General features: G+C 54.7%; 19 protein-coding genes and 1 pseudogene. 13 read left to right on the top strand and 7 right to left on the bottom strand.

Annotation, left to right across the window (positions count from 1 at the left end):
* Window positions 1-555: 555 nt before the first annotated feature.
* The gene (locus R3C20_09825; GenBank protein ID MEZ6040794.1) at window positions 556-1,983 is read right to left on the bottom strand and encodes an SHD1 domain-containing protein; all 1,428 of its coding nucleotides are present in this window, start codon (window positions 1,981-1,983) and stop codon (window positions 556-558) included.
* A gap of 293 nt (window positions 1,984-2,276) precedes the next feature.
* Window positions 2,277-2,594 carry a hypothetical protein gene (locus R3C20_09820; GenBank protein MEZ6040793.1) on the bottom strand — a complete coding sequence of 106 codons (318 nt, stop codon included), beginning with the start codon at window positions 2,592-2,594 and terminating at the stop codon, window positions 2,277-2,279.
* A gap of 2 nt (window positions 2,595-2,596) precedes the next feature.
* Here R3C20_09820 and R3C20_09815 point away from each other — a divergent pair, with 2 nt between their 5' ends.
* Window positions 2,597-2,803 (top strand): hypothetical protein, encoded by a 207-nt coding sequence (locus tag R3C20_09815; protein MEZ6040792.1) that lies wholly within the window; start codon window positions 2,597-2,599, stop codon window positions 2,801-2,803.
* 501 nt (window positions 2,804-3,304) lie between these two features.
* Here the strand turns inward: R3C20_09815 and R3C20_09810 are convergent.
* Window positions 3,305-3,889, bottom strand: a complete 585-nt coding sequence (locus R3C20_09810; protein ID MEZ6040791.1) for a hypothetical protein — start codon at window positions 3,887-3,889, stop codon at window positions 3,305-3,307.
* A 657-nt stretch (window positions 3,890-4,546) separates the two neighbouring features.
* Here R3C20_09810 and R3C20_09805 point away from each other — a divergent pair.
* The 6 genes and pseudogenes from R3C20_09805 to R3C20_09780 all read left to right on the top strand — a co-directional run bounded on the left by R3C20_09805 (window position 4,547) and on the right by R3C20_09780 (window position 7,952).
* Window positions 4,547-5,161: pseudogene (locus R3C20_09805) on the top strand (DUF2202 domain-containing protein).
* Window positions 5,162-5,336: 175 nt separating this feature from the next.
* Entirely contained in the window at window positions 5,337-5,630 is a 294-nt protein-coding gene (locus R3C20_09800; GenBank protein MEZ6040790.1) for a hypothetical protein, read from the top strand.
* A 401-nt stretch (window positions 5,631-6,031) separates the two neighbouring features.
* On the top strand, window positions 6,032-6,472 hold the full coding sequence (locus R3C20_09795) for an ATP-binding protein (GenBank protein ID MEZ6040789.1): 441 nt from the start codon (window positions 6,032-6,034) through the stop codon (window positions 6,470-6,472).
* A 269-nt stretch (window positions 6,473-6,741) separates the two neighbouring features.
* On the top strand, window positions 6,742-7,125 hold the full coding sequence (locus R3C20_09790) for a hypothetical protein (protein ID MEZ6040788.1): 384 nt from the start codon (window positions 6,742-6,744) through the stop codon (window positions 7,123-7,125).
* Window positions 7,126-7,242: 117 nt separating this feature from the next.
* Window positions 7,243-7,665 carry a sigma 54-interacting transcriptional regulator gene (locus R3C20_09785; protein MEZ6040787.1) on the top strand — a complete coding sequence of 141 codons (423 nt, stop codon included), beginning with the start codon at window positions 7,243-7,245 and terminating at the stop codon, window positions 7,663-7,665.
* Window positions 7,666-7,745: 80 nt separating this feature from the next.
* Window positions 7,746-7,952, top strand: a complete 207-nt coding sequence (locus R3C20_09780) for a helix-turn-helix domain-containing protein (GenBank protein MEZ6040786.1) — start codon at window positions 7,746-7,748, stop codon at window positions 7,950-7,952.
* Window positions 7,953-8,460: 508 nt separating this feature from the next.
* Here the strand turns inward: R3C20_09780 and R3C20_09775 are convergent.
* Window positions 8,461-8,820 (bottom strand): hypothetical protein, encoded by a 360-nt coding sequence (locus R3C20_09775; GenBank protein ID MEZ6040785.1) that lies wholly within the window; start codon window positions 8,818-8,820, stop codon window positions 8,461-8,463.
* 364 nt (window positions 8,821-9,184) lie between these two features.
* Window positions 9,185-9,859 carry a transposase gene (locus tag R3C20_09770; GenBank protein ID MEZ6040784.1) on the bottom strand — a complete coding sequence of 225 codons (675 nt, stop codon included), beginning with the start codon at window positions 9,857-9,859 and terminating at the stop codon, window positions 9,185-9,187.
* Between the two features lie 159 nt (window positions 9,860-10,018).
* Between R3C20_09770 and R3C20_09765 the strand changes: the two genes are divergently transcribed.
* From R3C20_09765 to R3C20_09750, 4 genes are all read left to right on the top strand, one after another.
* A complete protein-coding gene (locus R3C20_09765) occupies window positions 10,019-11,311 on the top strand; it encodes a prenyltransferase/squalene oxidase repeat-containing protein (GenBank protein ID MEZ6040783.1) in 1,293 nt (430 codons plus the stop codon).
* A gap of 1,237 nt (window positions 11,312-12,548) precedes the next feature.
* On the top strand, window positions 12,549-14,876 hold the full coding sequence (locus tag R3C20_09760) for a PSD1 and planctomycete cytochrome C domain-containing protein (GenBank protein ID MEZ6040782.1): 2,328 nt from the start codon (window positions 12,549-12,551) through the stop codon (window positions 14,874-14,876).
* A gap of 11 nt (window positions 14,877-14,887) precedes the next feature.
* Window positions 14,888-16,270, top strand: a complete 1,383-nt coding sequence (locus tag R3C20_09755) for a DUF1501 domain-containing protein (GenBank protein ID MEZ6040781.1) — start codon at window positions 14,888-14,890, stop codon at window positions 16,268-16,270.
* 825 nt (window positions 16,271-17,095) lie between these two features.
* Window positions 17,096-17,662, top strand: coding sequence for a hypothetical protein (locus R3C20_09750; GenBank protein MEZ6040780.1), 567 nt, complete (start codon window positions 17,096-17,098; stop codon window positions 17,660-17,662).
* A 505-nt stretch (window positions 17,663-18,167) separates the two neighbouring features.
* On the opposite strand, the gene R3C20_09745 is transcribed toward R3C20_09750, so the two are convergent.
* Window positions 18,168-20,321: an SUMF1/EgtB/PvdO family nonheme iron enzyme gene (locus R3C20_09745; protein ID MEZ6040779.1), complete on the bottom strand. Its 2,154-nt coding sequence runs from the start codon at window positions 20,319-20,321 to the stop codon at window positions 18,168-18,170.
* A gap of 579 nt (window positions 20,322-20,900) precedes the next feature.
* On the opposite strand from R3C20_09745, the gene R3C20_09740 reads away from it, so the two are divergent.
* Together R3C20_09740 and R3C20_09735 are read left to right on the top strand one after the other, a co-directional pair.
* Window positions 20,901-21,719, top strand: a complete 819-nt coding sequence (locus R3C20_09740; GenBank protein ID MEZ6040778.1) for an alpha/beta hydrolase — start codon at window positions 20,901-20,903, stop codon at window positions 21,717-21,719.
* The gene (locus R3C20_09735; protein MEZ6040777.1) at window positions 21,716-22,687 is read left to right on the top strand and encodes a hypothetical protein; all 972 of its coding nucleotides are present in this window, start codon (window positions 21,716-21,718) and stop codon (window positions 22,685-22,687) included. Before R3C20_09740 ends, R3C20_09735 begins: the two co-directional genes overlap by 4 nt.
* A gap of 325 nt (window positions 22,688-23,012) precedes the next feature.
* Here R3C20_09735 and R3C20_09730 read toward each other — a convergent pair whose 3' ends face one another.
* Window positions 23,013-25,124: a serine hydrolase gene (locus R3C20_09730; GenBank protein MEZ6040776.1), complete on the bottom strand. Its 2,112-nt coding sequence runs from the start codon at window positions 25,122-25,124 to the stop codon at window positions 23,013-23,015.
* Window positions 25,125-25,339 lie beyond the last annotated feature (215 nt).

Raw genomic sequence — 25,339 nt, 5'->3', positions numbered from 1 at the left:
TGGCGTAATTGCCCCGGCATGGCGAGTATGCTGTCCGTCACCTGCAATTCAGCCCGGAGGGCTTGCAGAAATTAGCCGGCGGTCAGCGCAGCGCCACCGCCGGTAAAGAGCCCACAATCGCCCGCATCCTGAAGGGATGCCGGAACATTGCATGGGAAGATTTGATTGCGACATCAAGAAATCCGGCATACCTCCGAGATGCAATTTCTTGTGGGGGGATCGGTTCCGGTGGTGCGCCGCTCGGCGGCGACCACCGGCTAATTTCCAGTGTCCCTCCGGGACGAATCGCAGCATGTCGCAATCCGGTGGACATCCGTTCCGGCAACGAAGGAGGATCTCTAAAGGGGACACTCTACTTTTCTTGTTGTGCCGAAGCGAGGTGACCGCTTAGACCCAATCCCATTTATTTACGAGCTCTCTGGGCCGCTTCGAGTTGTTGGTATCTGGCTGGACCATTCCCAGTCCTGACTTTGCTGCACCAAGTTCGCCCCCAGCGGATTCGTCCCGACATGACGCATCACCGTCAGATAGTGCTTACCGGGCTGCTCACCTTCATCACTTCCCGGACAACTTCTCAATTATCGCCTGATCAAAGTCGGACAACCTTGCCTTTGGAACCCGGATGGTCTTACCGTCTTTGTCTTTCAGCACGACCAGCCCCCCCTGCAGCTGCTGGAATTCGCCGTCGACTTTGAAGCGGCCTGACTTATCACTCCATGTGCGGATTCCCTTGCCACTGTCTGCGTCTTCGACTTCAAACGGGTTACTTGCCATTTCTTCATGAAGTTTAATCGAATCGGCTACTTGCTTCTTATCTTCTTCCGATGCGTGCTTCTCGACAGCAGTCCCCCAGCGGTCCCATAGGATCTGAGCGGCAGACTGAATCGTTGGATTCTTGTGCGAAAGCAGGAGTCCGATCTGCACAGGAAGAGCGATGTCTTCTTTGAGGATCTCTTTCCGTGAGGATCGGCTCAATTCTTTCAGTTCCCTAAGAATTCGGGCTTCATCGCCGGATGTCAAGTTACCGATGACTCGCTTAAGATCCTCCGGCGGGATTGGCCGCGAGAATCGTGTCGCAAATGCATGGGCTCTTGCTTTTTCTTCTTCCACTTTTTGCAGATGGGCGGCAAGGTCCTCATCGTTCATTCGCGTGAATGCAACAGTCACTGGGATCTTGATTTCCGAGCTATTACTTGTCACGCTGAGATTCAAAGTCATCTCCATCGACTCCGGAATTCCCTCAACTCGATTGAACACATAACTTCCGGATCCCTGCATCGCTAAACCCGTGTCGTTTGCTGTAGCCGATGGCGACGACAGAGTGTAAGTCTTGGTGATCGTCACTTTCCCCTCATTTTCACTCTCTATCCGGTAAGCAACCGTCTCGCCGCCCCCTGTCTTTTTCTCTTCCACATTGTTTTCAGCAAATGGACCGAATCGCGGACCAAAGCGGGAATTCGATCTGGAAGCGGATGTGATTGTCAATCCATTCTCTTCTTGCCACTCTTTGCTATCGTCGTCTGGTAGTGGCTCGAATGGAATCAAACACAGGTTGCCAAGCAAATAGGGAAGTTGTGAATCCCCCCGGAGATTCTTCACGGTGCCCAGGTCGCTCATCACGATCGTATTCGTCGACTGCACCAGTCCCCGAAAATCCGGCTGATCGAATGGACTTCGTGGAAAGTCGCCGAAACCACCTCTGCCAGCCCCAAATGAGCCACTACCTCCGCTATTTGACCTGGAAGTTTTTTTCAGGCCGCCGCTGTATTGCAGCGTCAGTGTTTCCCCCTGTGTCTGCAGACCCTTGAAGGAAATAACACCCTGCATTGTGTCCGTCGATGCAGGAGTTGCGGCTGTGATAGTGACTTTGTACGCCACCACCTGATCCGGCTTAATCTGATACCGCAACTGCTGTGCTGTCGCAGTGCCCACCATGAGGCAAATTGGAACAAACGCAACACAAAGGAACACTATACGTGACATCTTTGACTCCAGAACATCGCGGACGGATCAGCGACTAAGCTATCCAGTCAAATCAATATGGCAAATGTAAATCCGCAGTGCAACGTCGAGGCCAAAAGAATCGTACAAAGCTGGTGCCAGTCCCTCGCCTCTGGTAAGCCAGCAAGAAAATTCTGAATAGCTTGATTGCCGAATGCTTCACAAACAAGAAAACGCGTTGCCCCGGAAGATACCACGTTTGCGAGAATTCTTTTGCTCACAGGTTACTGCCGGAATCTGTAAAGGGGGGATCTGTAAAGGGGGCATTGTACTTATTAGATAAAGTAGAATGTCCCCTTTGTAATTCCCCATCGCGTGCGTGAACTGCACGTATCGGGCAGTTCACGTATCGGGCAGTTCACGCACGCGAACATCCGCAGGGCAGTGGTCAGCGAGTTCGCCGGGATACCCACGATGGTCTTGTGCCGGAAGAAGTCTTCGCCGCGCTGCCGGAAGTCCTGCGGCGATGTCCCAATGTGCAGGCTGTGATTCTCGAACGCATGGATGGCACGATTGATATCACCGATGTGGCGGCTGTAGGCGGTTTCCGTGACGATTTCCGCCGACTCCGATCCATCGTTAGTGAGGTTCAACGATGACGAATGATCGTCTGCAACTGGCTGAGTATCAGTCTCGACTGCTGTCCGTGCTGCACACGGCAAAGAGTCCGGAAGACGCGCTCGACGCCATGCATCAGATCGCCGTTGAAGCCGGGCTGCACAACGACGCAAAGGCTGCAGAATTGCGGATGGTGGATGTGGCGATGTGTCTGACAAAAAAATGGGGATTGAAGGCGCAATAGAGGCATCTCTAAAGGGGAATATCAGAATTTCCCCTTTGTTGATTGCCCCTTTGTTGGTCGCCCCTTTATTGATTGTGCGAAGCTTATTTCTCCGGGGCGGCGTGGTTCCTGGGGAGTTCGGCGTAGCCGTTCTTGATCCACAGCGAAACCACTTTGGCGTGTTCGTGCAGAACCTCACAGTGTAGCTGTCCTTTGATGTTTCGGTGACGCGCACTCCTTTTTTCGGTAGGTTCAACGTTCATTTTGACGTTGTCGGCGTTGGCAAAGACGGCTCGAAAAGAGGGTCCCGCACACGGATCGGGTTGGAGTTCTCCAGTCAACGTACATCGCCGCGACGCACCTGCAAGCATTTCTGTCACTTTGGGGTCATCCGATTCGGTGACTGATTCAAAACCGTCCGGCAGCTCCTTCACGGTGCGGCGAATTTTGTCTTTGTTTTCAATCAGGAAGAAGAAGTCTTCGTGATCCTTCTGATGCTGAGCATCACCGGCGTACCTCGCATCATGCCTCGACCAGAGCCAGGGCCGTGACCAGACCAGACCCGGGCTTTCCGCTGTGTTGGATGCGGCTGCGGATGTTGCCGTGACTTCCTTTGCTTCTGCACAGCTGGTGTGACTTTCCTGACAACCGTCTTTGCAGAATTCGCATTTCGGGGCCGCTGTCATTAAAGGTGGTGGTCGCAGCCTGATCGCCCGCGGAGAACGGACATGCGACAGAATCGTCCGAGCAGGCTTTGCTCAGGGGGGACTGCTTTGCGGAAGCCAGCTCTGCCAAAGTCAGCGTTGCGGGTGTTGTCTGCGACACATTTGCCGCCGCATTCAGCGGCCGAACATTTGCCTGGCTCGCACTCACCAGACTGGCTGGCAGCGAGACATTGCCCCGCCTGGCAGCCGCCAGGTTTTCCTGCCGCCTGGTCCTCGCCGTGACCTGCCGCGTCGCCCGCAAGCCTGGCGCACAGAGGACACGCGACTTTGCCATCGCCGGCATCGGATACATCCGACGACCTGTCGCACGACGCATCTTTGTAGGTGACTGCGACAGCGCCTGAAATAACGTGACGACGGCCAGCATGATGATCCTGTTCATTGATTTTCTTTATTAAGCTGAATCCTGAAAGCTCCCACGCGAGCGGGCACGAGTCCAGGCGTCGCAATCTGCGTGCCGATCGGCCCACGGGAGAAACTGTTGCGGGTTCTTCGCTAACGGAACTCTGACATCCTGCTTTGCGAATGTTTTCAATGCAGAGACGAGGCGGCACACGCGGGATCGGCAGATCGCCGGCGTCGCCCTGTCCCAAACCTTCAGAAAATCTGCGCGCCGCTGGCTGACGGCCAGGCACGGAATGCAGAGTTGACGCGAAGTGTCTTCCACCGGCGGCACACCACTTCGTTTCAATTCGCGGAGTTCGATTCGTTCACGCTCCGATTTCGCCTCCGCTTCGGCAAGTCGGTACCAGAATTGCATTGTTGAATGCGTATTGGTGTCGAAACGGATTTGCTGTGACGAACCATTCAGAAGGGGATTGAAATGAAGAATCTACTCATGAGTTTCAGCCGCTCCAGCGGCTGTTACTGATGCTGCGCTGCGGATGTCACTGCGCAGGGCGGGCGAGGAGGCCATGGCAAACAGGGGCGAAATGTTCAGAGTTCATAGTGTCGGTCGAGGACCGCAGCATGGAGGTCTGGTCGGGCAGAATTCCCAAGCGCGGTGGTTTCGAATGTCGGTGGTCTGAATCTGCTGAAAATGTGGGAAGAAGAAAAGCTGGCTCGGGATGTCTACGCAGCTGGCGAAGACCGGGTTTCGCCCGTCTTCCAGAATATCTCACGTTCAGAAGGCCAGCACATGCAGTGCTGGAGCGATTGCTGCAGCGGCGGGGGAACGGCTTCTGTCAGTCTGAATAAGACGCCCGGAGTGTTCACGGTTCCGGAATATCAGCAGCTTTATGCGACACTGGTTGCCGCCGGTTCGCGAAGCCCTCTGGACTCGCTGATGGTCGGAGCTGAAGATTGAAGAAATGGATATCGCTGACCTGAACCGGCCCGTTATCTCAGGCCCCCTGGTCCTCAGGTCGGCCAGGTTCTTGCACATTTGCTGCAGGGATCGCACAACCATTTACGGGCGTTTGCGTCACAGATCGCTTCGCAGGGTGCCACGTACAAAGCTCAGTTTCTGACTCAGGCCGAATTCAATACCATCGCCACTTCAACAGGTCCCGACATGGGGCAGGAGGAGCCGGTGCGGCCGCGGGCCGGGCAGCGGCGGTTCGGGAAATTCCGCTTCAGGGAGTCGGCGGACGAAACGCAAAGCAGAAAGGACGCGCGGTCGTTCCTGAACGGTCATGCGACGAAGAGTGTTTGAACGCCTCAGGCGGTTCAAAGATGGCACGATCGCAGAAGATCGGAACGCGAATGTGAAAGTGACCGATGCAAAGTGAACCAGGATCGTATTCTCGGGCAAGAATCATTGGGCTTTCGTTCGTTCTTGTGCTGTGGTCGATGTTCGCCGTCTGGGCGCTGCACTGGCGCGTTCACCGGTGCGCGCTGATCGATGGTGCCCTGTTGTTCAGGCGGAAGCGGTGTCTGACGGTCGGCAGCAGCGTGCAGTCACATCGCTGGTTCTCGCCGTCGGTACAGAAGCAGTTGCCGGAAACTCTGGGAGTTCTCGCTCGGTCGAAAATGTGTTCGCGATCGCACTGGTTGTGAATAACAACGAAGAAGATGTCTACCTTTCGGGAGACCGTTCGCTGGTCGACTTGCTCTGCCTGTCGGCGAACATGCTCAGGGTGACACGCTGTTTTTTGTGCGAGCGCGTTCACGGTGCAGAATGATCCTCCGGCCATGGCACACGACGTTTTTCCTGGAAGCGGCGGGGCGCGAGCAGCCACGGATTCGTTCCGATCGATTGTTGTGCTGGATCGCACGGCGGCGCGTGGACACAGATGCAGCGGAAGCTCGGAATCGTCTTCTGATTTTCGTGATGGGAACGCCGTTGCTGCTGGCCGCCGGTTCTGTGTGGCAGTCCACCGTGCGACTGGCTCAATCCGAAGGAACCACGCGTCTGCTGGACAGCCGAGACTCGGCATCTTCGAGAACTCGGACAGGCTGCCGCCGGACTGGCCCATGAAACTCGAACCCGCCAAGCTCATTCGCGCCGGATCTCAGCGACTGGTGGTGCCGGGCCTGCCCAGCGACGATCAACAGGAACAGGCGGAAGCGGTGCTGGAAGAGTGTGACCGCGTCACTGCAAGAATCAACCAGTACCCTGGCGTTTGCTCGACAGGCGGAAGCCAGCGTTCAACCGGTCGCGGTCGGAGAACTACTCCAGGAACTGCAGACGCTGCTTCAGTCGGATCTGGACGCTCGCAACCTGGTGCTGGAAACCTCCGGTCTGAATGATCCGACAACCGTTCTGGCTGATCGAGACCAGTTACGACAGGTACTGTTCAACCTGCTGCAAAACGCCATCGCCTTCGCGCCGGAAGGAAGTTCCATTGCGGTATCGCTGTCGAAGTCCGGGCAAGTGGGGAATGTTTCGCCTGGAAGTTTCAGATCAGGGACTGGTGCGGCTGACGAAATCATTGATTCGCTGTTTGAACCTTACGTGACGAAACGTCCGGGCGGAACCGGTCTGGGTTTATCGATTGGTTCGTCGCATTGCGGTCGCTCATGACTGGACCGTCGGCTACAAATCGGGGAACCTGGCAGGAGCAATCTTCTGGATCGACGGAATCCGCAGTGCAGCGAAGTCGCTGCGGCTGTAAGAGAAGCAGGCGTCGCCATACGACGCCGTGAATTGACAAGAGAACAGAAATTAACATGAAGACTGCCGCCACGAATCATGTCCTGATGATTGTCGATGATGAACCGTCTCAGCGAAAGCTGATCGGGGGTTCTTCCAGACCTTGATTCACGATCGTTGAGCGCCGTCTGGCAGAACAGATGCTGACACTCATCGCATCGCAGGCTCCGGACAAGGATTTTGCTGGATGTGCGTTTGCCCGGGATCAGTGGCATCGACGCGTTACCACAACTTCGAGAACAGCTTCCGTCGACTCCGGTCATCCTGATCACCGCCTATGCTACAGGCGGCAGGCGGTGGCCGCCGTCAAAAAGTGGAGCAGACGATTACCCGTCAAACCCATTGATCTGCTGAATGAATTGAAAACGGTCGTCTTTGATGCCCTGGAATTGACCTCGGGTGCGTTAACAGCAGCCTGGGAAAGCCGCCGCCGGAAGTGCCGGCTGACTTCGTCTTCGAGCCGCGCGATGCGGCAACTGCTCGAAACACCGCCGTCGTCGCGCCTTCGGATGCCGCGATTTTGATTCAGGGGCCCAGGAGTTGGCAAAGAACTGGATTGCCTTTGCTGATTCATCAATGGAGCTCAGCGAGCGTCGCATTCTCTGGTGGCGACCAACTTGCCGGCCTGACAGCGACACTAATTGAAAGCGCGAGCTGTTTGGTCAGCAAGAAGGGGCTTTTACCGGGCTTTGCAGAACGCATGGGCCTGTTTCGAACGGCAAGCGGCGGCAGTTTGTTTCCTGGACGAGATCGGTGAGATGCCGCTGGAGATGCAGCCAAAACCGCTGCGAGCAACGAGGCCAAAACAGGTCACGCCCGTCGGTGACGATCGTTCTGTGAAGGTCGACACACGTCTGATTGCAGCGACCAATCGAAATCTGCTGGATGAAGTCAACGAAGGCCGGTTTCAAGAAGATCTGTATTACCGCATTAACGTCGTGGAACTGATCGTGCCGCCGCTGACCGACCGGGCGAAGATATCCTTCCGCTGGCCAGGCATTTCGCGAGTCAGTTTGCCAATCGCCAGGTACGGCTGTCTCCACAGGCATCGCAGGCCATGCTGACTCACGCGTGGACCGGAAACGTGCGAGAGCTGCGGAACGCCATTCAGCGAGCGTGCCTGCTGTGCCAGGGCGACGTGATCATGCCCGAACATCTTCCCGCCAATATCGCGGTGAAAATCAGCGACGCCCCGCCCGACACCGGTCGCCTGTCCCAGGTGGAAAGAGCCACCATCCTGGCCACGCTGCAGGAATGCGACGGCAATCGTACCCACTCCGCCAAAAAACTGGGCATCAGCCGCCGAGCCCTGATCTACAAGCTCAGGGAGATCGAAGAAGAACAGGGTTGAAGGGTCGGCCAACGGGGGGCAAACGGGTTCAGGGGTCGGCAAACGGGGGGCAAACGGGTTCAGGGGTCGGCAAACGGGGCAGGTGTTTTTGATTGACCTCGGATGTCGGATGCCGTTCGGTCGTTCCTCAGCGAAGCCGTCGGGAAGCAATAGTGCTTCCAGCAAACCACCTCCCTGGGGGGCCGCCAGGCCGTTTCTCACTCCACCGGAAACACCCTCGCCGGTCGAGCAGAACCGGGACGCAGTGCTTTCGACCACTTCATACTGAACGCGTGGGCCGCAGAGCTGGAATTTTCCTTTCTTCAATATGCCGACGCACACGACGCACATATCGATTCCACTCTGCCAACTCGCGACTTCATTCGCCCATAGTCAAAAACGTCTCCGCAACGCAAGAAAAGAGTCCTGACCCGTTTTAATCCTCCCTCACTTTCTTCGCACGTGTCCAGACCGAAATCTCTGCATTCTCAGTTCGGCCAAAAACTCAAAATCAAAAAAAACATAACACTTAAGGACTATTCCGAAGCAGATCTTCACATTTACGGAGCAAGTCTCTTTCGACTCCGTTCGAATCTCGCCAGATACCTACGATGTCTCGAGATTCCATTCGAATCGCATCCCCAACTACTATGGAGGCTTCGTTCACCAGGCAGCACAAATATGCAAGTCCGCGTAAAGGAAACAACTTCTTGTCGCCATACTTTATGAGGACGCGCGGACCGATGCAGATTTGTTGCAGTTGTGGCATTGCGTAAGGAAACAGAGGTCGGAGTTCGCACATAAGAGCACGAATCGTTGCAGTGGCGAGTGGCAAATTCGGCCCACCGACAGTGTTGGCAATCACCCTGCAGTCCTCGTTGGTCCACATGCGTGTTAAGCCCTGAAGATGGACCACGTTCAGAATCCCCCAACTACTTGAAATGCAGATTGGATTTTCGAACCCGCATTGGGTTCTTGACATTCTTTGGAGACACGAAAGAACCAGAGACCGTTCAGTATTTCGGACGCTCTCTGCCACTCCCTGGTTCACTGCCAAGCTCCAGGCTTTCATTAGTTCCAGATCACTAATGCCTTGGGGATTCTGAATAATGGTTGACAAGCGGATCGACAGGTCGGACATCTGGCTGCGCCCCCTTCGATGCAACTCAGCAGAGATTTCTGGGAATTACGGATTGTCTTTGCAACTTCTGCTTAACGTAATTGTCGCCCAATATCAAGAAGTGGCAAAGAGGTCAGGTCTCTTTCTTTGGTCTTCCCCTTGGGCGAGTTGTGGATTCGAGCCCGAGACGAAGGGCGCAGCTTTTTGTCCATCGATTATCGCCAAACGGCAGGCCGCGTTTCACGCTGATGCGAAGTGCGTTCAACTCAGCCTCCGTCTCGACCTTGTTCACCCATGAACGCCAGTTACGCGGCAATGGGGGATCATCGGGAATCGCCAGCCATCGACGTTCGTCTGCAGGTCCTCGGCGAGCATGAGCGGAACCCCATTGCCATTCTTCGGCGAGGTCAATCAATTTGGCTCGTACGGGATTCCGTTCGACGTATCTCATGACTGTCAGCAGATGTCGGTCTGACTGGATAGGAAACGACTTGAAACGCCCCTGATACAAATGGCCGGTCCCGCCGGTCTTGTATTGAGCATGCCAGCGCATCGTGTGCATGACAGTCAGTCGACGGAAGAACTCACTGACCTGATCGCTGGTCTCGGGCCGGACCACAAAATGCCAGTGATTCGGCATTGCCACCATCGCATAAATTGGAAGTGGCACGATTTCCCACGTTTCCTGCACAACGCACATGAATGCGGCATAGTCTTCGGGCTTTTCAAAAATCGTCAGCCGAGCCACCGCTCGATTCAGAACGTGGAAGACTTCACCAGCCGGACAAATGCGTTTCGTGCGTGCCATGGCGAAAGTCTAGCAGGACAACAGTAGAAACGCAAAGCAAAGAGACCTGACCCCGTTTTCTCCGTTTTCTGTTGTCAATTCTGAATTGTGGTTTTCTTTCTTGTGTCTCTTAGGGGTCGAGCTGGTGTTTTTTTCTCGTTCGCTCGCGTAAGCTCATTGGTGCGGTCGCCGTTCGTTTTCGGGGTGACTTCAAAGCTGACTGACATCGACTTTGTATTCAGTATGGATGATCGACATGATCCTTTGCCGGAGACCCTCATGGTGAGTGAAGCGCGACGGTATCCTTTTTCTGTGCGACGAATCAGCGTTCTGGGTGTCGCGTTGTGGATCGGGATTTCATTGGAAAATCCTGTGCACGCACAGCAGAAGCGGGCGCTGGAGTTTCAGTATGAATCGGGGGATATCCGTGTGCCGATTCCTTCCGCCGACGAACCGCGAGTAACTTCGTTTGGTGAGACATCGGTGAAAGCAGCGGTCGCCTATCTGGAAGACGGTGCCGTCAGCTGGGTGCGGGAGAGAACGTGCGTCAACTGCCACACGACGGGGCCGTACATGACAGAGCGTCCTGCATTGAGCCCTCTGTTCGGTCCGCCTAGTCAGGAGGTTCGAGACAACTTTGCACAATCCGTTCCGAAAGAGATAACGACCCTCACCCCGACGGATAAGAACGGACACGTTTATTATCCCGGTACATTTACTTCCGTCTGGCGAGCTCTCGGTCTGGCCGTGTGGGATCAGCATCTGAGCGAATCGACCACCGAACCGACGGATCGTGCACTGCGCGATATGTTTGCGCATCAATCCGAAGACGGTTCGTTTGTGACACACGGTGAGGTCGAGATTCCGCATATCACAACAGATTTTGAACTGTCGCTGCAGGCAGCGCGTGCGATCACCGCGGCTCCGGGGTGGCTCGACAAACTATCCGATCAGGACCTGCGTGCGCGAGTCGATCGATTGAAAGAGTGGTTCAGCACGGCAGAACCGGCGAACGACTTTGATCGCATCCTGAAACTTCAGTTGGCGTCATATCTGCCGGATGTTGTTTCGGAAGACGAGCGGCAGGCTGCGATGGCGATTTTGACAGCCAGGCAGCACGAAGACGGCGGCTGGAGTACTCGTGATCTGTCGGCCGTGAATGACTGGCACTTTGAGATGAGCGACACGGTCGTCAATCTTATCACCAGCCTTCCTGATGCTGCCTCCCCGGAAAGCGATGCGTACATGACCGCACTGGCTGTCGTTCTGTTGCGACAGAGCGGAGTGGCCGCGTCGGATGATCGCATTCAACGCGGCCTCACGTGGCTCAAACGCGAACAGCGAGAAAGCGGCCGCTGGTGGATGCATTCGCTGTATCGTGGCAACTATCACTTCACCACATACATCGCGACGGCCGAAGCGTTGAAAGCCCTGAGTCTCTGTGACGAGCTACATAAGCCGACCACGAAGTGAAGCAGATCGCCGCTGTCCGTTGAAAAATCGGGACGGCACACAGGACTACGGGAAACCATTGTGTTTTAAGGTCTCCTGCTCGAGCCAGTCCCGTTCTTCAATAGGCTGCTAAGTTAAACCAGACCGCGGGGACTCGGAGCCGACTTGTTCCCTGGGTAAACAATCGGCAATGGCCTCTTCCTTCTGATTCGGACAGTAGAATGGGCCCCCATCAAAGGCATTGCTAATGCCTTAAAGGTCCTCCCAGATCGAATGACCTGAGAGGCTGAGACACGGGGTGGCAAGATTCAGCCGAGACGATTTGTGCCGAGGTTGCGACCTGCACCTCAGCGACCAACGGAGCGACCATTTCTGCTCCGAGCGGCTGTTCGAACCCGCGTCAAAGTACGCTGCCTTACCCAGGCTCTCTCCCCAAGGTTTGTATTGGGACGGGATCACAGGATTGACAGGAGAATGCTGAAACTTCAGTCAGGCATCCTGTTGATCCTGTCATCCTGTCCATTCACTTTGCGATTGTCCCCCGTGCTCGAAAAAAGTCTGAACGGACTTCCCGCATCCGAACAGCGATCTGCACCTCAGCGACCATTTCTCCTCCGAGCGGCTGTTCGAACCCGCGTCAAAGTACGCTGCCTTGCCGAGGGCTCTCTCCCCCGAGATTTGTATTGGGACGGGATCACAGGATTGACAGGAGAATGCTGAAACTTCAGTCAGGCATCCTGTTGATCCTGTCATCCTGTCCATTGTCTTTGCGGCGACGGGCGTGTTAGACGAAAACAGACTTCGGGTGGCCCTGACGCATGTCAAAGTCAGTCCCGGTTTTGAATGCATTTCTATTCTGCAGCCCTCAGTTGAGCATTACGAGTTTCAGGTCGTTGTCTTCATCGGCGATGGGGAAAGGGCGATCACATCCTGTGGCAGGTGGGGGGCGATTGCCGTTTTCTCAAAATGCTGAATCGATTTGGTCAGATGCTTTTCAAACGCCGCACTGTCACCGGAACGTCCGGCAATCCAAGCCTGCGGACACAGCTTCGGTCCTCTGCCTCGACCTTTCAACGCAGCCGCCTCTCATCAAGACGCCGCGATTGCAGCAGCTAAGTCATCAGCAGTTTCGAGGCTGATGCTGCACTGGGGGATGGTATCCAGATTTACCTGAATCCCCGGTAACAGGTTTACTTTTGGTTCCAGTTTTGGCAATAATCTGAGCCCGCCAATTTTCCTTCCACGTGTTGACCACCCGATGCAAGTTGCCACAAAGACAATTTTTCTGGTTGTCTCCACCCTGATGTTCAGTCAGGCCTGTGCTGGTGATGAGCCTCAGTTAACAGCAGCTGATGTGCAATTTTTTGAAACTAAAATTCGACCGGCGTTAGTCAAGCATTGTTATGAATGCCATTCCGCAGGTTCGAAGGAAGTCGGCGGGAAACTCTTGCTCGACAGCCGCGATGGTTTACTGCAGGGCGGCGAAGCTGGAACGGTTTTCGTGGCCGGGCAGCCCGACGAGAGTTTGCTGATGCAGGCGCTCCGTTACGATGGCATTCAGATGCCTCCTGAAGAGCCGCTACCGGAAGCAGTCATCAACGATTTTGCGGAATGGATCACACGAGGCGCACCGGATCCTCGCACGACGGAAGCCATGGCAAAGGAAGCTGCCGCCCATGATGCGGAAGCGTTGTGGGCATTCGAACCCGCAAAGAATCCAACAATACCAGACGTAAAGGACAACGCATGGTTGCGAAATTCGCTGGATAACTTCGTGCTGGCAAAAATCGAAGCTGCTGGCTTAACACCCAATCAGGATGCCGCTCCACGAACGCTCGTGCGGCGTCTTTACATTGACCTGACGGGACTTCCTCCGTCGTTTGAAGACATTGACGAATTTGTGACAGCCTATGAACAGCATGGTGAAAAGGCCACTGAAGAACTTGTCGATCAACTTCTGGCGAGTCCACAGTATGGCGAACGCTGGGGGCGACACTGGCTGGATGTTGCCCGCTATGGAGAATCAAACGGCAACGATGGACTTGGTCGCAATCCTACGTTTCCTCATGCGTGGCGGTATCGAGACTACGTGATTGAGGCGTTCAATTCTGACACACCATACGATCGATTTCTGATCGAACAGATCGCCGGTGACCTGTTACCTGCGGAGACTGATGCTGAGCACGATCGACATGTGATTGCCACCGGTTTTCTGGCAATGGCCGCCAAACCTGCCAAAGCGATGAATGACAACTTCGACATGGACGTTGTGGCTGACCAAATCGATGTCATTGGCAGCGGAGTCATGGGAATCAGTGTGGCCTGCGCACGCTGCCACGATCACAAATTCGATCCCGTGCCGACTCGCGACTATTACGCCATCGCCGGAATCTTCACCAGTTCTGAAACGATGTGGGGCTCTGCTGCAAATGAAGGCCTCACGGCTCCGAAAACGGATCTGCACGTTCTCAAAGCGGCCGCCCATGTGCCGCCGCCCAAAGATTTTGTTGAAACGGTGCTTGTGCTGGAATCCAACACTGGAATTTCAAAGCCGATTCCAAAGTCGAAGTGGCCCGTTGGAACGCCATTGGCAATGGGAGTTCGTGATTCAGAGAAGCCAGCAGACTGCAAACTGAATATCAAAGGCGAAGCTAAGAAACTGGGCGACGCTGTGCCTCGCGGTTTTCTGACAGCATGTCGGCTCGAGTCGGCTGATATTCCTGCGATCAATCCACAGCAGAGCGGACGTCTTGAATTGGCTCAGTGGTTAACTCGCGGGGACCATCCACTCACCGCACGAGTGATGGTCAATCGAATCTGGCAGCATCTGCTTGGTGAAGGCATTGTTCGCACGCCCAACGATTTCGGAGTTTACGGCGAACGTCCAACTCATCCAGAGCTACTGGACCATCTTGCCATACGATTTGTCAGCGAACGCTGGTCGATGAAGACGATGATTCGAAACATCGTGCTCAGCCGAACCTATCAACTGAGCAGCGATACGGATGAAACGCTGCTCAAAGCCGACGCAGCCAACGCGTTGCTGACGCGGCATGTGCGCCGGAGAATGGATGCCGAAACGCTGCGGGACAGCATCCTGAAAGCCAGCGGACAGCTGGACTTAAATCCCGCAGATGGCTCGATTGTTCGGCACCGAGACATTCTGGTCAACCTTGCCGGTAATCTGCATGAACCCAGTCATCACCGCAGCGTGTATTTGTGCTATCTGCGAAGCTCGCCACCGCCGGAACTTGCAGCATTTGATTTGCCCGATTTCACAGCCGTAATCGGAAAAAGAGATGTCAGTACCGTGCCTAACCAGGCACTGCATCTGTACAACAATCCGTTTGTGATTGAGCAGTCTCAACATCTGGCCGCTGTTGTGACGAAAACGGAAGTAGACAACTACGACCGAATCCGTCTTGCGTGGCAGCGGGCTTTGGGTCGCAATGCGACGCCGGAAGAACTTCAGCTGGCCGATGAATTTCTGCGTCTGACACAAAATGAATTGGGCTCAGAAGAACGGGCATGGGCAAGTCTATGTCAGGCGTTGCTGATCACGAATGAATTCCGTTACGTGGATTGAGATTGATGACCATGAATCACTCACGACGAAGCATGTTGCAATCTGCAAGCTGCGGTTTTGGCTTTCTGGCTCTTCAGGGCCTTTGTGCACAGCAAGCATTTGCCACGGGGTTAGCGTCGGCCACGGGGCAAGCCTCAGCCGCCGGACAAGGCAATCTGGCTCCACAAACACCTCGACTGCCAGCGACTGCGAAGCGAGTGATCTTTCTTTGCATGAGCGGCGGGCCCGCTCAGATGGACACCTTCGACTATAAGCCGCAAACGGGCAAAAAGCCGCACCCCGGTTCCGTTGCCCGCTTTCGTCAACATGGCGACAGCGGCCTCTGGATTTCGGAGCTGATGCCCGAAACCGCCAGACATGCCGACAAACTTTGCGTGATCAACGGCATGTACGCAGACACGGGCATTCACGCTCAATCGTTTTTGCAGCTGCATACCGGCGAGCGTCTTCGCAAGCGTCCAAGTCTTGGTTCATGGATCAACTATGGTTTAGGAACGGAAAATCAGAACCTGCCCGGATTTGTTAGTCTGAACACATCGAAGAGCTCGATCTATACGAGTGCTTTCCTGCCTTCGATTTACAACGGTACGCCAATCGGAGTCAACGGCGAAGACATGTCAGCCGCCACCATCAGCAATGTTGGCAGCGATCATTTGCCACTGGCTGCCAAACGCCGACAACTGGATTTTGTACAAGCGCTGAACCGAAGGCACCTGGGTGAACGACGCGGTGATGACAAGCTGGACAGCGTGATTCAGTCCATGGAACTCGGCTTCCGCATGCAGGTGTCGGCTCCGGAACTTCTGGACCTGTCGGATGAAACGCAGGACACTCTCGAACAGTATCGCGTTGGCAGGAAACTGCAGATTGGCACGTGTCGTCCAACCGACTTCGGTCGCCAGTGCCTTTTGGCACGACGCTTTGCAGAAGCCGGTGTTCGGTTTATTGAAGTGAATCACGGCGGTTGGGACCAGCACAAGAACCATCGTCGCGACCTGAAGGCGAATTGCGATACGGTTGATGCGCCAATCGCTGCATTATTGCAGGACCTTGATCAACGCGGACTTCTGGAAGACACGCTTGTAGTTTGGGGGGGCGAATTTGGGCGGCCCGGATTAACTCCCAACGACGGCAAAGATGAAACCGGCCATAATTCAAACGGCTTCACGTTCTGGCTGGCCGGTGGTGGGGTGAGGAAAGGCCATGTTCACGGAAAGACCAGCAACACAGGCGATCGAGCCGTCGAAGGCAAAGTGCATTTTCGAGATCTGCACGCGACTATCCTGCACGCCCTGGGCTTGCCAGCTAATGATCTGACGTTCTGGCACGAAGGCCGCGACCACCGACTCACAGGACCTGAAGGCGGCAAGGTCGTGAACGAACTGTTTGCCTGACAAGGGCTTCGCCCTTGACCCGGTAGCGTGGCATGCAGGAAGACGTGCAATGCTAAAACCGCCAAGCCGCTCCGATGTCGCTACGACCAACATGCAGTCTGTGCGCGCATCATTCCAACTTCGACTCGAACTTCAGCGGCTCCCCTGGAAAACACCTTGAATCTACAGATTTCCCCTAACAACTTTGAATTGCCGACGAGGTATGAGAAAAGCTAAAAGGGGCAAAGAGTTAGAAACGGCGAATCAATGGTGGTGATCTCGAAAACTTATTACGACCACGCGCCCGGCGAGCCCACAGCGTAAGCTGTGGGGTCAGGGGTCTTGTAGATCACCTGTGGTGTCTCGTGGTTCCGAAACTGACAGAAATTCGAACCCGCACGGCTGACGCCGTGGGCTCGCCTGGCTTACGACTGGACAAGAACCATTCTCGGTTCAGGGTTGGTTTCCTTTGCTGTTTCGATTGTGATGATCACACTCACATCGGCGAGCCCACAGCGTAAGCTGTGGGGTTTACGTCCCTGCAGGTTACCTGAGCGTATCCTCGTTCCGAAACTGACAGAACAACACACCCGCACGGCTGACGCCGTGGGCTCGCCGGGTTTGCGACTGGACAAGAACCATTTTTATTTCAGGGGTGGTTTCCTTTGCTGTTTCGATTGTGAAGATCACTCTCACATCGGCGAGCCCACAGCGTAAGCTGTGGGGTTTGAGCGCACTTGCCGGTGATCTGGGAGGATTCTCGTTTCGAAATCTACAAGAGATTGGACCTGCACGGCTGACGCCGTGGGCTCGCCGCGTTGGGGGACTTCCCAGAGGTTTTTTGTCATGCATTGCGATCGGTACTGGTTTCTGACATGGACAACATACGGCACGTGGTTGCCGGGGGATCAAAGGGGATTTGTCAGCGACATCAAACGCGATGACGGCACGACCGTGCGGCACAACCTCCCAGGGACTGAATACGATGCGAATGTCCGGGCACTCGAAGCCCATGCCGCGTCCCTTCAGAAAGCGTCCTCGGTTCGACTTACAAAAGTCCAGGCGGAACTCTTGATGGATCAATTTCTGGTGACAGCCGAAGTCCGTCGATGGATTCTCTTTGCCGTCGCGATTATGGCCAATCATTGCCATCTTGTTGTCGGCGTTTCTGGTGATCCAGACCCGGAAAAGCTGCTCGGAGATTTCAAAAGTTACGGCAGTCGGAAGCTCAATCGTAATGGTCAAACTGTGCCGCTCGACAAGCGATGGACAAAGTCCGGATCGAAACGCAAACTGGCAGACGACCAGGCAGTCCTAAACGCGATCCAATACACGATTGACCAGGAATTCCCGCTCGTCGTCTGGGTGAACGCCGTACCAGAACTGAGTCTCACACGCGGTCGGCTTGTCTGAAGGACGCGATTCGAGGCGATTTCGACATCGGCGAACCCACAGCGTCGGCTGTGCGGGATAAACGTCCCCGACATGATATTCACACCTGTGACGTTCGGTTGTTATGGAAACACACCCACACGGCTGACGCCGAGGGCTCGCCAAATTGATTCGAGCGGTGGATGATGCAAATTCAACTTACTTATACAACTGCAGCGATCTCTTTGCCTGACATCCAGCGTTGACTTATGAGGTGGTGTGGTCACGCGATCCAGGCCGACACGTATCAGTTGCTGTGCTCGCTCAACCATAACGCAGCCAATGTGCGTTTGCCCAACCGCAATACGAACCAGGCGAATAACCGTAACAACAACGGGTTCCGTGCTTTAAGTACCTTGCCATGCCGGAATTCGCAGAGTGACATCTGCAAAGAGTGCCAGGGTATTAAGTCCATGGGCCTGGACGATAGCCTTTACACATTCATCTGCAGGCCGTTTCCGCAGTCACTCTCACTGGACGATGTCCGTCATTTCTTTGGCTCCAGAACCAGACGAACACCAATCACTAAATGAGGAGTTTGCCCACAACCGGGGGCAACCGGAAAACGATAGTCGCTCGAATAGCGATAGCAGCCAGGCTTGTCTGCGTTTTGACGCATGCCGCGAACGACTCTCGCGTTCTTTCCTTCAGCAATCAAACGCAACGAAGGATCGTCATTTCGGTTGTACAGATCGGAACAGTACTCGCCGTAGACGCCCAGCATGTTATGAAGTCCGAACGGGTTTGGTTCCGACTGACGCGTCCAGCGATTCGTGTTTCCACGATCTTCGCATACCGTCCGTGACACCGGTGGTGCGCCGACTCCGCCGGTGCACGCGAACTCCCATTCATCCTCGGTTGGCATCCGGTAGGTGTACTTTGTGTCCCATTGATTGAGCTGAGCGATAAATTTCGCGACATCATCCCAACAGTCAAAGTCCTGTGGGAACAACGGCTGATCCGATGGAATCAATTCGGCCTGCGTGGTCGTCAGTCCCGCAGCGAACTTGAACTTTCGATATTGTTCATAAGTCACTTCAGCCTCCTGCATGTAAATCCTGGTCGGTTGACTTCCAGGCACAGCCATTGGAATTGGGATGAATTTCATACCCAGCGCATTCTTGATCGTAAGTGGCCCGCGATCTTGTACATGAACCGCCTCGAGCTTCGGCAACGACTGGATGGCCTCCCAATTGACGAAACGCGGATCAGCCAGAATCGTGAGGGAATTCAATTCCGATAACTCGAGTCGCCCGATTGGCTTTCTCACGTCGCTCCATGTACACGTCAGGTGCTGCAGGTTCTTGAATCCCTCCAGATACTTGATTCCACTGACTGAAGGGTCGTAGTCGGGCAATTCAAGCGATACCAGGCGGCGAAGTCGTGCGATGCCTTCCAAGCAGGGCTGATCGACCGGGCCATCGAAAGCCAGGTGCCTTAGCCGTAGCATGCGTTCGAGGCGTCCAACTTCGTGACAACGCAACTCGGTGTGTCGGCTGATCTCAAGCCGCTCCAGATTCTCCGACTGGGCGATCGAGTCGAATACCCACGCGAAATCGTCTTCATCTGTCTCAGAAAACCGGCAACGGCCGTCGATGGCTAGTTCACGAAGGTGAGGACTACGGGCCGCAAGAGACAGTATCGACTTGTCGATCCGGAGGTCCATTAAAGTGAGCCGTGTAATATGTGGCATGCTTGCGATGCCACGCATCAGTTCCTGACATTCTGCCGTGGCGATCGGCCATCCCAGCAGCTCGACTTCGTTGACGGTTGGATGCTTCGTCAGGATTTCAATTGCTTCTTTCACCGTAATCTCGCACGCTTCCGAACATGGCCCCAGTCCAATGGACACAGTGGCTGGCTGGAGCAGCAATTGGCTTCCATCCTTCACTGTGCCGCTCACTCGCACGCAATTCGGCAAGACACTTGACTCAACTTGTGCAGACTGTGGATGGTCCTTAACCGGAGAGGCAACAATTCGGAATTGCTTATCGCCATCAAGCCGAAGCGTAAACCGACCGTTTCTCTCGATCGCCAGCGTGTCGCTTTGAAAGTGGATTTGGTCAGCCGCCGCGGGTAGCGAGATTCGCATCGGAATGTCGATCCCGGTAGGCAGACCAGAGATCACAACTCTGCCGTCCTTGCCCGATGCCGCGCCAAATTCGTGGTCTAAGACGAGAGCGTGCGCGGTTGCATCTGTCTGAGCAACTGCGGAGATCCTGATGGGAAGCACCTCTGTTTTACCGAACGTATAGCTTCTAATGACGGCTGGATCGGGGCCGATCGGTGGATTCGATAACATCTCCAGCGAGAGTGGGAATTCTGAATTCAGCCATCGGTCTAGAGAGTCACCCACCCGAAATACTGCAGCAGCCGGCACGATTTCTCCGGCTTCCAGTCGGAACTGATGCCGCCTGGCGTTGCTGTGCCTGGGTTGAGTGTCGAGCCAACGCCGCATTTGCGGATACTTGCTGAAGTTGGGTGCATCGGTTGGCGGAACGAAGACAAAGCAGGACTGGATGGGCTGGTCGGACAGTGGGACCGTACTCTCTCCACGCAAATGAGCCCCGGCATCGCTGACCACGACAAAAGTCGCGGTTGCCAGATTCTGTTCGTCCGCACCGACTCGTGGGATCGTCATGGCTGTGACGAAGGCACAGTAGCCAACACAAAAGACGACATGTGCCAGGCGGTCATGATTTGGTTTCGTTATACACGCCATGTTCGTTCTGACAGCCTTGCAATCGATTCACGGAATAACACGCAACACCAGTGATTTGTCAATATGCGGGCGATACATGACTATAGCCGAAATGGAGGCAGATTTGGACAGGGGGGTTGCGGGATTGTGCAAACTGGGTGCCGTGCCTGCATCATGCGGGAGCACTGGGGGCGCAAGGACCTTGCACCGAAAAACGATGCGTCGTTTGTTTGAAGAGTACTGCTTATACACGAGAGACACGCGGCGACACAGGAAAGATCGAATTCCCCATAAGTGAGTTAAGAAGCAGGGAAAGCTGCGAGACGAGCTTTTCAAGCAACATCCGAAACTGCAAACTTTCGCCAGTAAACTGCAACACGCCGCGACCAACACATCACTCACGACCTCAACGACAGGTGAAAGTCAACTACGGCGAGTTTGGTGACCTGAATGCCGAAGTGGAATTGTTTACCGGCGGATGAGACGAGGAACAACTGTGCATAGTTCAGGAGATCGCACATGAGTTTTCATTATGACCTGACGCCATTAATTGCGAACGAAAAAGTTTCCATCAAATGGAGCAAGTCACCGCGAAAGAAAGCGATTCTGTTTGTCCACGGATATGGTGGCAACACGACCGGGACGTGGACCGAATTCGATCGGTTGCTGTCCGACGAAGAGAAGGCGGCAGGATATGACCTGATCTTCTACGGCTATGATGGACTCCGCGGCACGATCTATTTTCTGGCCACAGACTTGCGTTCATTTCTGACTGGCGTATTTGGTGCGCCGGCAGATTTAAAAACCGAAACGTCCAGGCCACCTGAATTGCCCGCGATGGACACGTACGAGGAAGTCATTGTTGTCGCCCATTCACTGGGTGCGGTCATTTCACGCTGGGCACTTGCGATGGCCGTCCAGTTGAAAGACTCGTGGGTTGGCAAGACAAGCCTGGCCCTGTTTGCCCCGGCTCACAACGGCTCACGCCCGGCAGCGATGCTTAGGCTGGGATCGAGCGGAATGCCATTCCTCAGGTTTTTCGTTGCTGGGTTCCTGCACAGTTCGCCTCTCGTGGATGAGTTGGCTGAGGGTTCATCGGTTCTTCAGGATTTCAGGGCGGCAGTAACATCGGCTTTAGCGGATCCCGCCAGGGACACTGTGATCGCTGATCTTGTCGTTCATGCGAACAAAGAACGTGTCGTCATCAATCGGCCTTTTGAACAGGATCCCCCTCCGGCGTTCCCTGAATTGTTTCGGGATGCAGACCATCTGTCCGTCTGCAAACCGACACGCTACTTCCCAGCTCCACTGATTGCATTAAGGAGCATCCTCCGATGAATTTTGAAGGCGAGAAAAGCGAATCAATACTGCGACTGGCGGAGTTGACGGACATTTTTTATGAACGCACGAATGCGACTCTTGCATCAGTCATGGTCGACAAGTGCATTCGCACCGACAGCCCCAACTTACACACCAAGCTTCGCCACCATTCTGCGCCCCCGGGGTACGTTCGTGGTAGTCTGATTCGAGAGCGAGACTGGTTCGATTATCTTCTCGAGTACTACAGCATTCTGGAAATTGCCGGTGCACTTCAGTCATTACCGGATCCGCTGCCAGATGAACTCAAGAATCGCGCGTTGCAGGACCTCAGTCACCCGGCCGTTCGGCTCTATTACGAGCGTCATTACCCCCTATTGCTTCCTCAGTTGTTTCGAAGGCGTTTGGAGACTGGTGAAGGCGTTCAGGTGCAGTTTGGTGCCAACGGAGCGGAAGATTCTCGAGAGAAAGCGTACTACTTGTTTTCGGTGTTCATCGGACTTGCCACATGGATGTGTAATGATCCTGAAATAGAAACGTTTCAGTGGTTTCTTGATGACGGGATGCGAGGTGGTTTCAAGATCCGAGACACGATTCGGGTCATCAGGAACAGAGATCAGTTTGCGAATTCCATCACCAAATCAGAAAGCAAACGGAATACCCTGGATAAGTCGATCATCGGCTTTCAGAAATTCGTGGAGTTCTGCATCAGGTTTCATCAATTGCTGGAATCTGCTCACCCGTTTCCTGTCTTGCAGGGGCAGCTGTGGCAATTCTTCGAGTACTGGTTTGTGGCATTGAGCGATAAAGTCGGGCGCTACGTCCTGGAGGCCGTTCAGCACTTTGCCGACTGGGAGCCGCTGGACAATCTTGATCGGCAGCAGGCAAAGAAAGAAGTTGAGGAGTATGTGAGGTTAGCACAGACATCGATTAGCTCTCTGCTCGCCCGCAACGGATTGGCCTCTGGCGGAGGGCTGGCGGGACCATGACCAAAGTCAACGACGGCGAGTTCGACGTTCTGCCTGCAGAAGTGAAGTCCATTTTGGGGGCGAATGAGGAGGTGAATGGTCACTCTCAGTTCCTCGCAATATCCATACGCAGATAATTATTGAGGAACACGAGTCACGTGGGCTGATACAAACGTCAACCGGCGCGTCGCATAATGTACCGACGTTTCGCAAACCGGAGACCCGCGTTTCGCAACTCACAGCCGCGATTCGACTTCGTCTCATTCATCTCACTTTGGGTCCGGAACAGAAGGCAGCCTCTTGTCGAACGAGAGATAACTGCATCAATGGCATCGACAAGGACCTCCTATTCCTGGCGATCATTGATGACCGTATCGCACGCTCTGCGCAGGTACTCTTCGAAGTCCCACTGTCCGCTGGCGCCGGTTTGGCGGGCGATGACGAGGTCGAGGCTGGGGACGAAGGCGAGAAGTTGCCCGCCGCTGCCGGGTTTGTAACGAGCGTCGGCAGGGATGCCATTGATGTGCTTGTTGCTGTCGGGATAATGATTCGCGGGTAATTCCCAGCCGAGCGTGAAAACTGCCGGATTCAGTTTCCACCGGAGCTCCGGCGTGGTGACGCTGTGCGATGGCTGGCCGGTCTGTTCGACAAACCATTTTGGAATCACCTGTTTGTCCCGCCAGCGTCCGTCCCGCAACATGCAATACCCGATTCTCGCCAGATCGCGAGCTGGCATTCCGAGCCCGTGCGACGGCTTTCGTCCGACGTTACCTCCGTCGTAATATTGAAACCACCAATGCTCGATTCCAAGTGGCTTAAACAGCGACTCGATTGCGAATTCATCGTAAGGTTTGCCCGTCACGGTTTCGCATACAAGCGATGCGTGTACCAGACCGTGTGTTGAATAGCCGCAGCCAGTGCCGGGCGTGAATGCAAGCTTTGCAGTTCGCTCGTCGCCACTGTGTCCGAGCACGTAGTCCCACGAACCATCGTTCGGAGCTCCGGTTGCTTCGGGACAAATTCCGGACGTGTGATTCAGGAGCTGCTTCACAGTGATGTCGGCCTTGCGAGGGTCGCTGAGCGGTTGGGCCCACGGGATGAAGTCGAAGGCCTTATCGTCGAAAGTCATCTTTCCTGGAGTCAGTCCCTGCTGACTGCGTTCGGAAGCGATGGCCAGGACTGTGGAACAGATTGCTTTCGAAACAGACGCTACGCGCCGCGAGTCCGTCACCGCACTGTTGCCGCGTTCGACCTGCAGCACAATTGTGCCGTGACGAATTACGACGGCGGCAAACGGACGATGATCTGATGCCATCAGCCATTGTCGCAGTGCGGCGATCTTCTGTTTGTCCATGCCACCGACAATTTCAATTTCGTCGTCGTTCTCAACGGATCGCCAGCCACCCTGAGATTCCGCCGGAGGAAAGTACGTCGTAGCTCGAGCGGCAGGTTTCGATGATGGACTTGCCACAGTTCCTTTCGCCAGCGTTTTCAGGGCTGCATAGAACTCAGGATCATCGGACGCTCCGGCGAATTGAAATGGAAACGTCTGGTTGTGATCTTTGAGCATCAGCCCGTATCCACAGCCGTTTTTGACCGAAGCCTTCAGAGCCGCTACAGCATCGGTTCCGGTCTTATCGTCTTCGTTGCATACAATCGGCTTGCCGAAACGCTTCAGGGCGGTGACTCTGGCTGCGATATTCTGGGGTTTCGTGCCGTTCCAGTGCGGCGTCAGGAAGTCGCAGGCTTCCGCCACGTCGTCATGCACTTTGCCATCACCATAACCACTGGCTGTGACCAGTAGTCTCGGTGCCGTCTGTTTTGCCAGCCGCAGTAGCGACGCCTGCCCTTGCGGACGGCGAATCACGGAATGTACGAATCCGCCGTGTGGGTACTCGTTTGCGATCTCGATGACCACGTTCCTGTATCCTGTCGAGTCAACCCAACGGACTGCGTTCACTACGCCGGCACGCACCGCGGCTTCGTCACGCAGGATCTTTGACTGTCGCTGATAGTACAGTCCAAGAATCACCACGGCACCATGCTCATCGCAGGCTCGGATCACTCGTTCAATCCGATTCAGATATTCTTTGCGAAGTGATCCGTCAGTATCAAATGCCGAATTCACAGCGCCTTCATAACCCGGCATTCCTCCCTGCAGATTCAGCGTGAACGCATTGATTCCGTGCTCAACGTAGTTTGAGATCTGCTGAATGAACTCGGTCGTATTCTGCTCAGTGTCGAATTCATTTCGTCCCCGATCTTCGAACGTAGCGTTGACCATTCGCACGTTCATCAGCAAACCTTCACACGGCGTTCCTGCATTGGTTGGTTTTCCATCAATGAACCATCGCGTGTCCGAAATGGAAACTTCCGTCGCACAGAGCTGATTGACACTTGCGATTTGTGCGAGAACTGCGAATACGATGACCGCATTCTTGATCCTGTTGCTTGCCATTCCGTAATCCTCCAGTTCTTTTGCCGCTGGACTTTCATTCACTTCGACAGCCGTGTTGTGCAGTTGCTGAGCATTAGGATCGCCGACAACGACTGACAGGCTTCAACACTCAGCGATAACCCATCATTGCTGCGGTCGCAATAAAGCAGACCAGGCGTGTTGTTCACTCGGTGACATGGTGATTGAGCTTTGCAATCGAATCATAGAGATTCAGG

It is taken from the genome of Planctomycetaceae bacterium (assembly GCA_041398825.1).
Lineage (GTDB): Bacteria > Planctomycetota > Planctomycetia > Planctomycetales > Planctomycetaceae > F1-80-MAGs062.
This window is presented reverse-complemented; position numbering and strand designations above follow the sequence as displayed.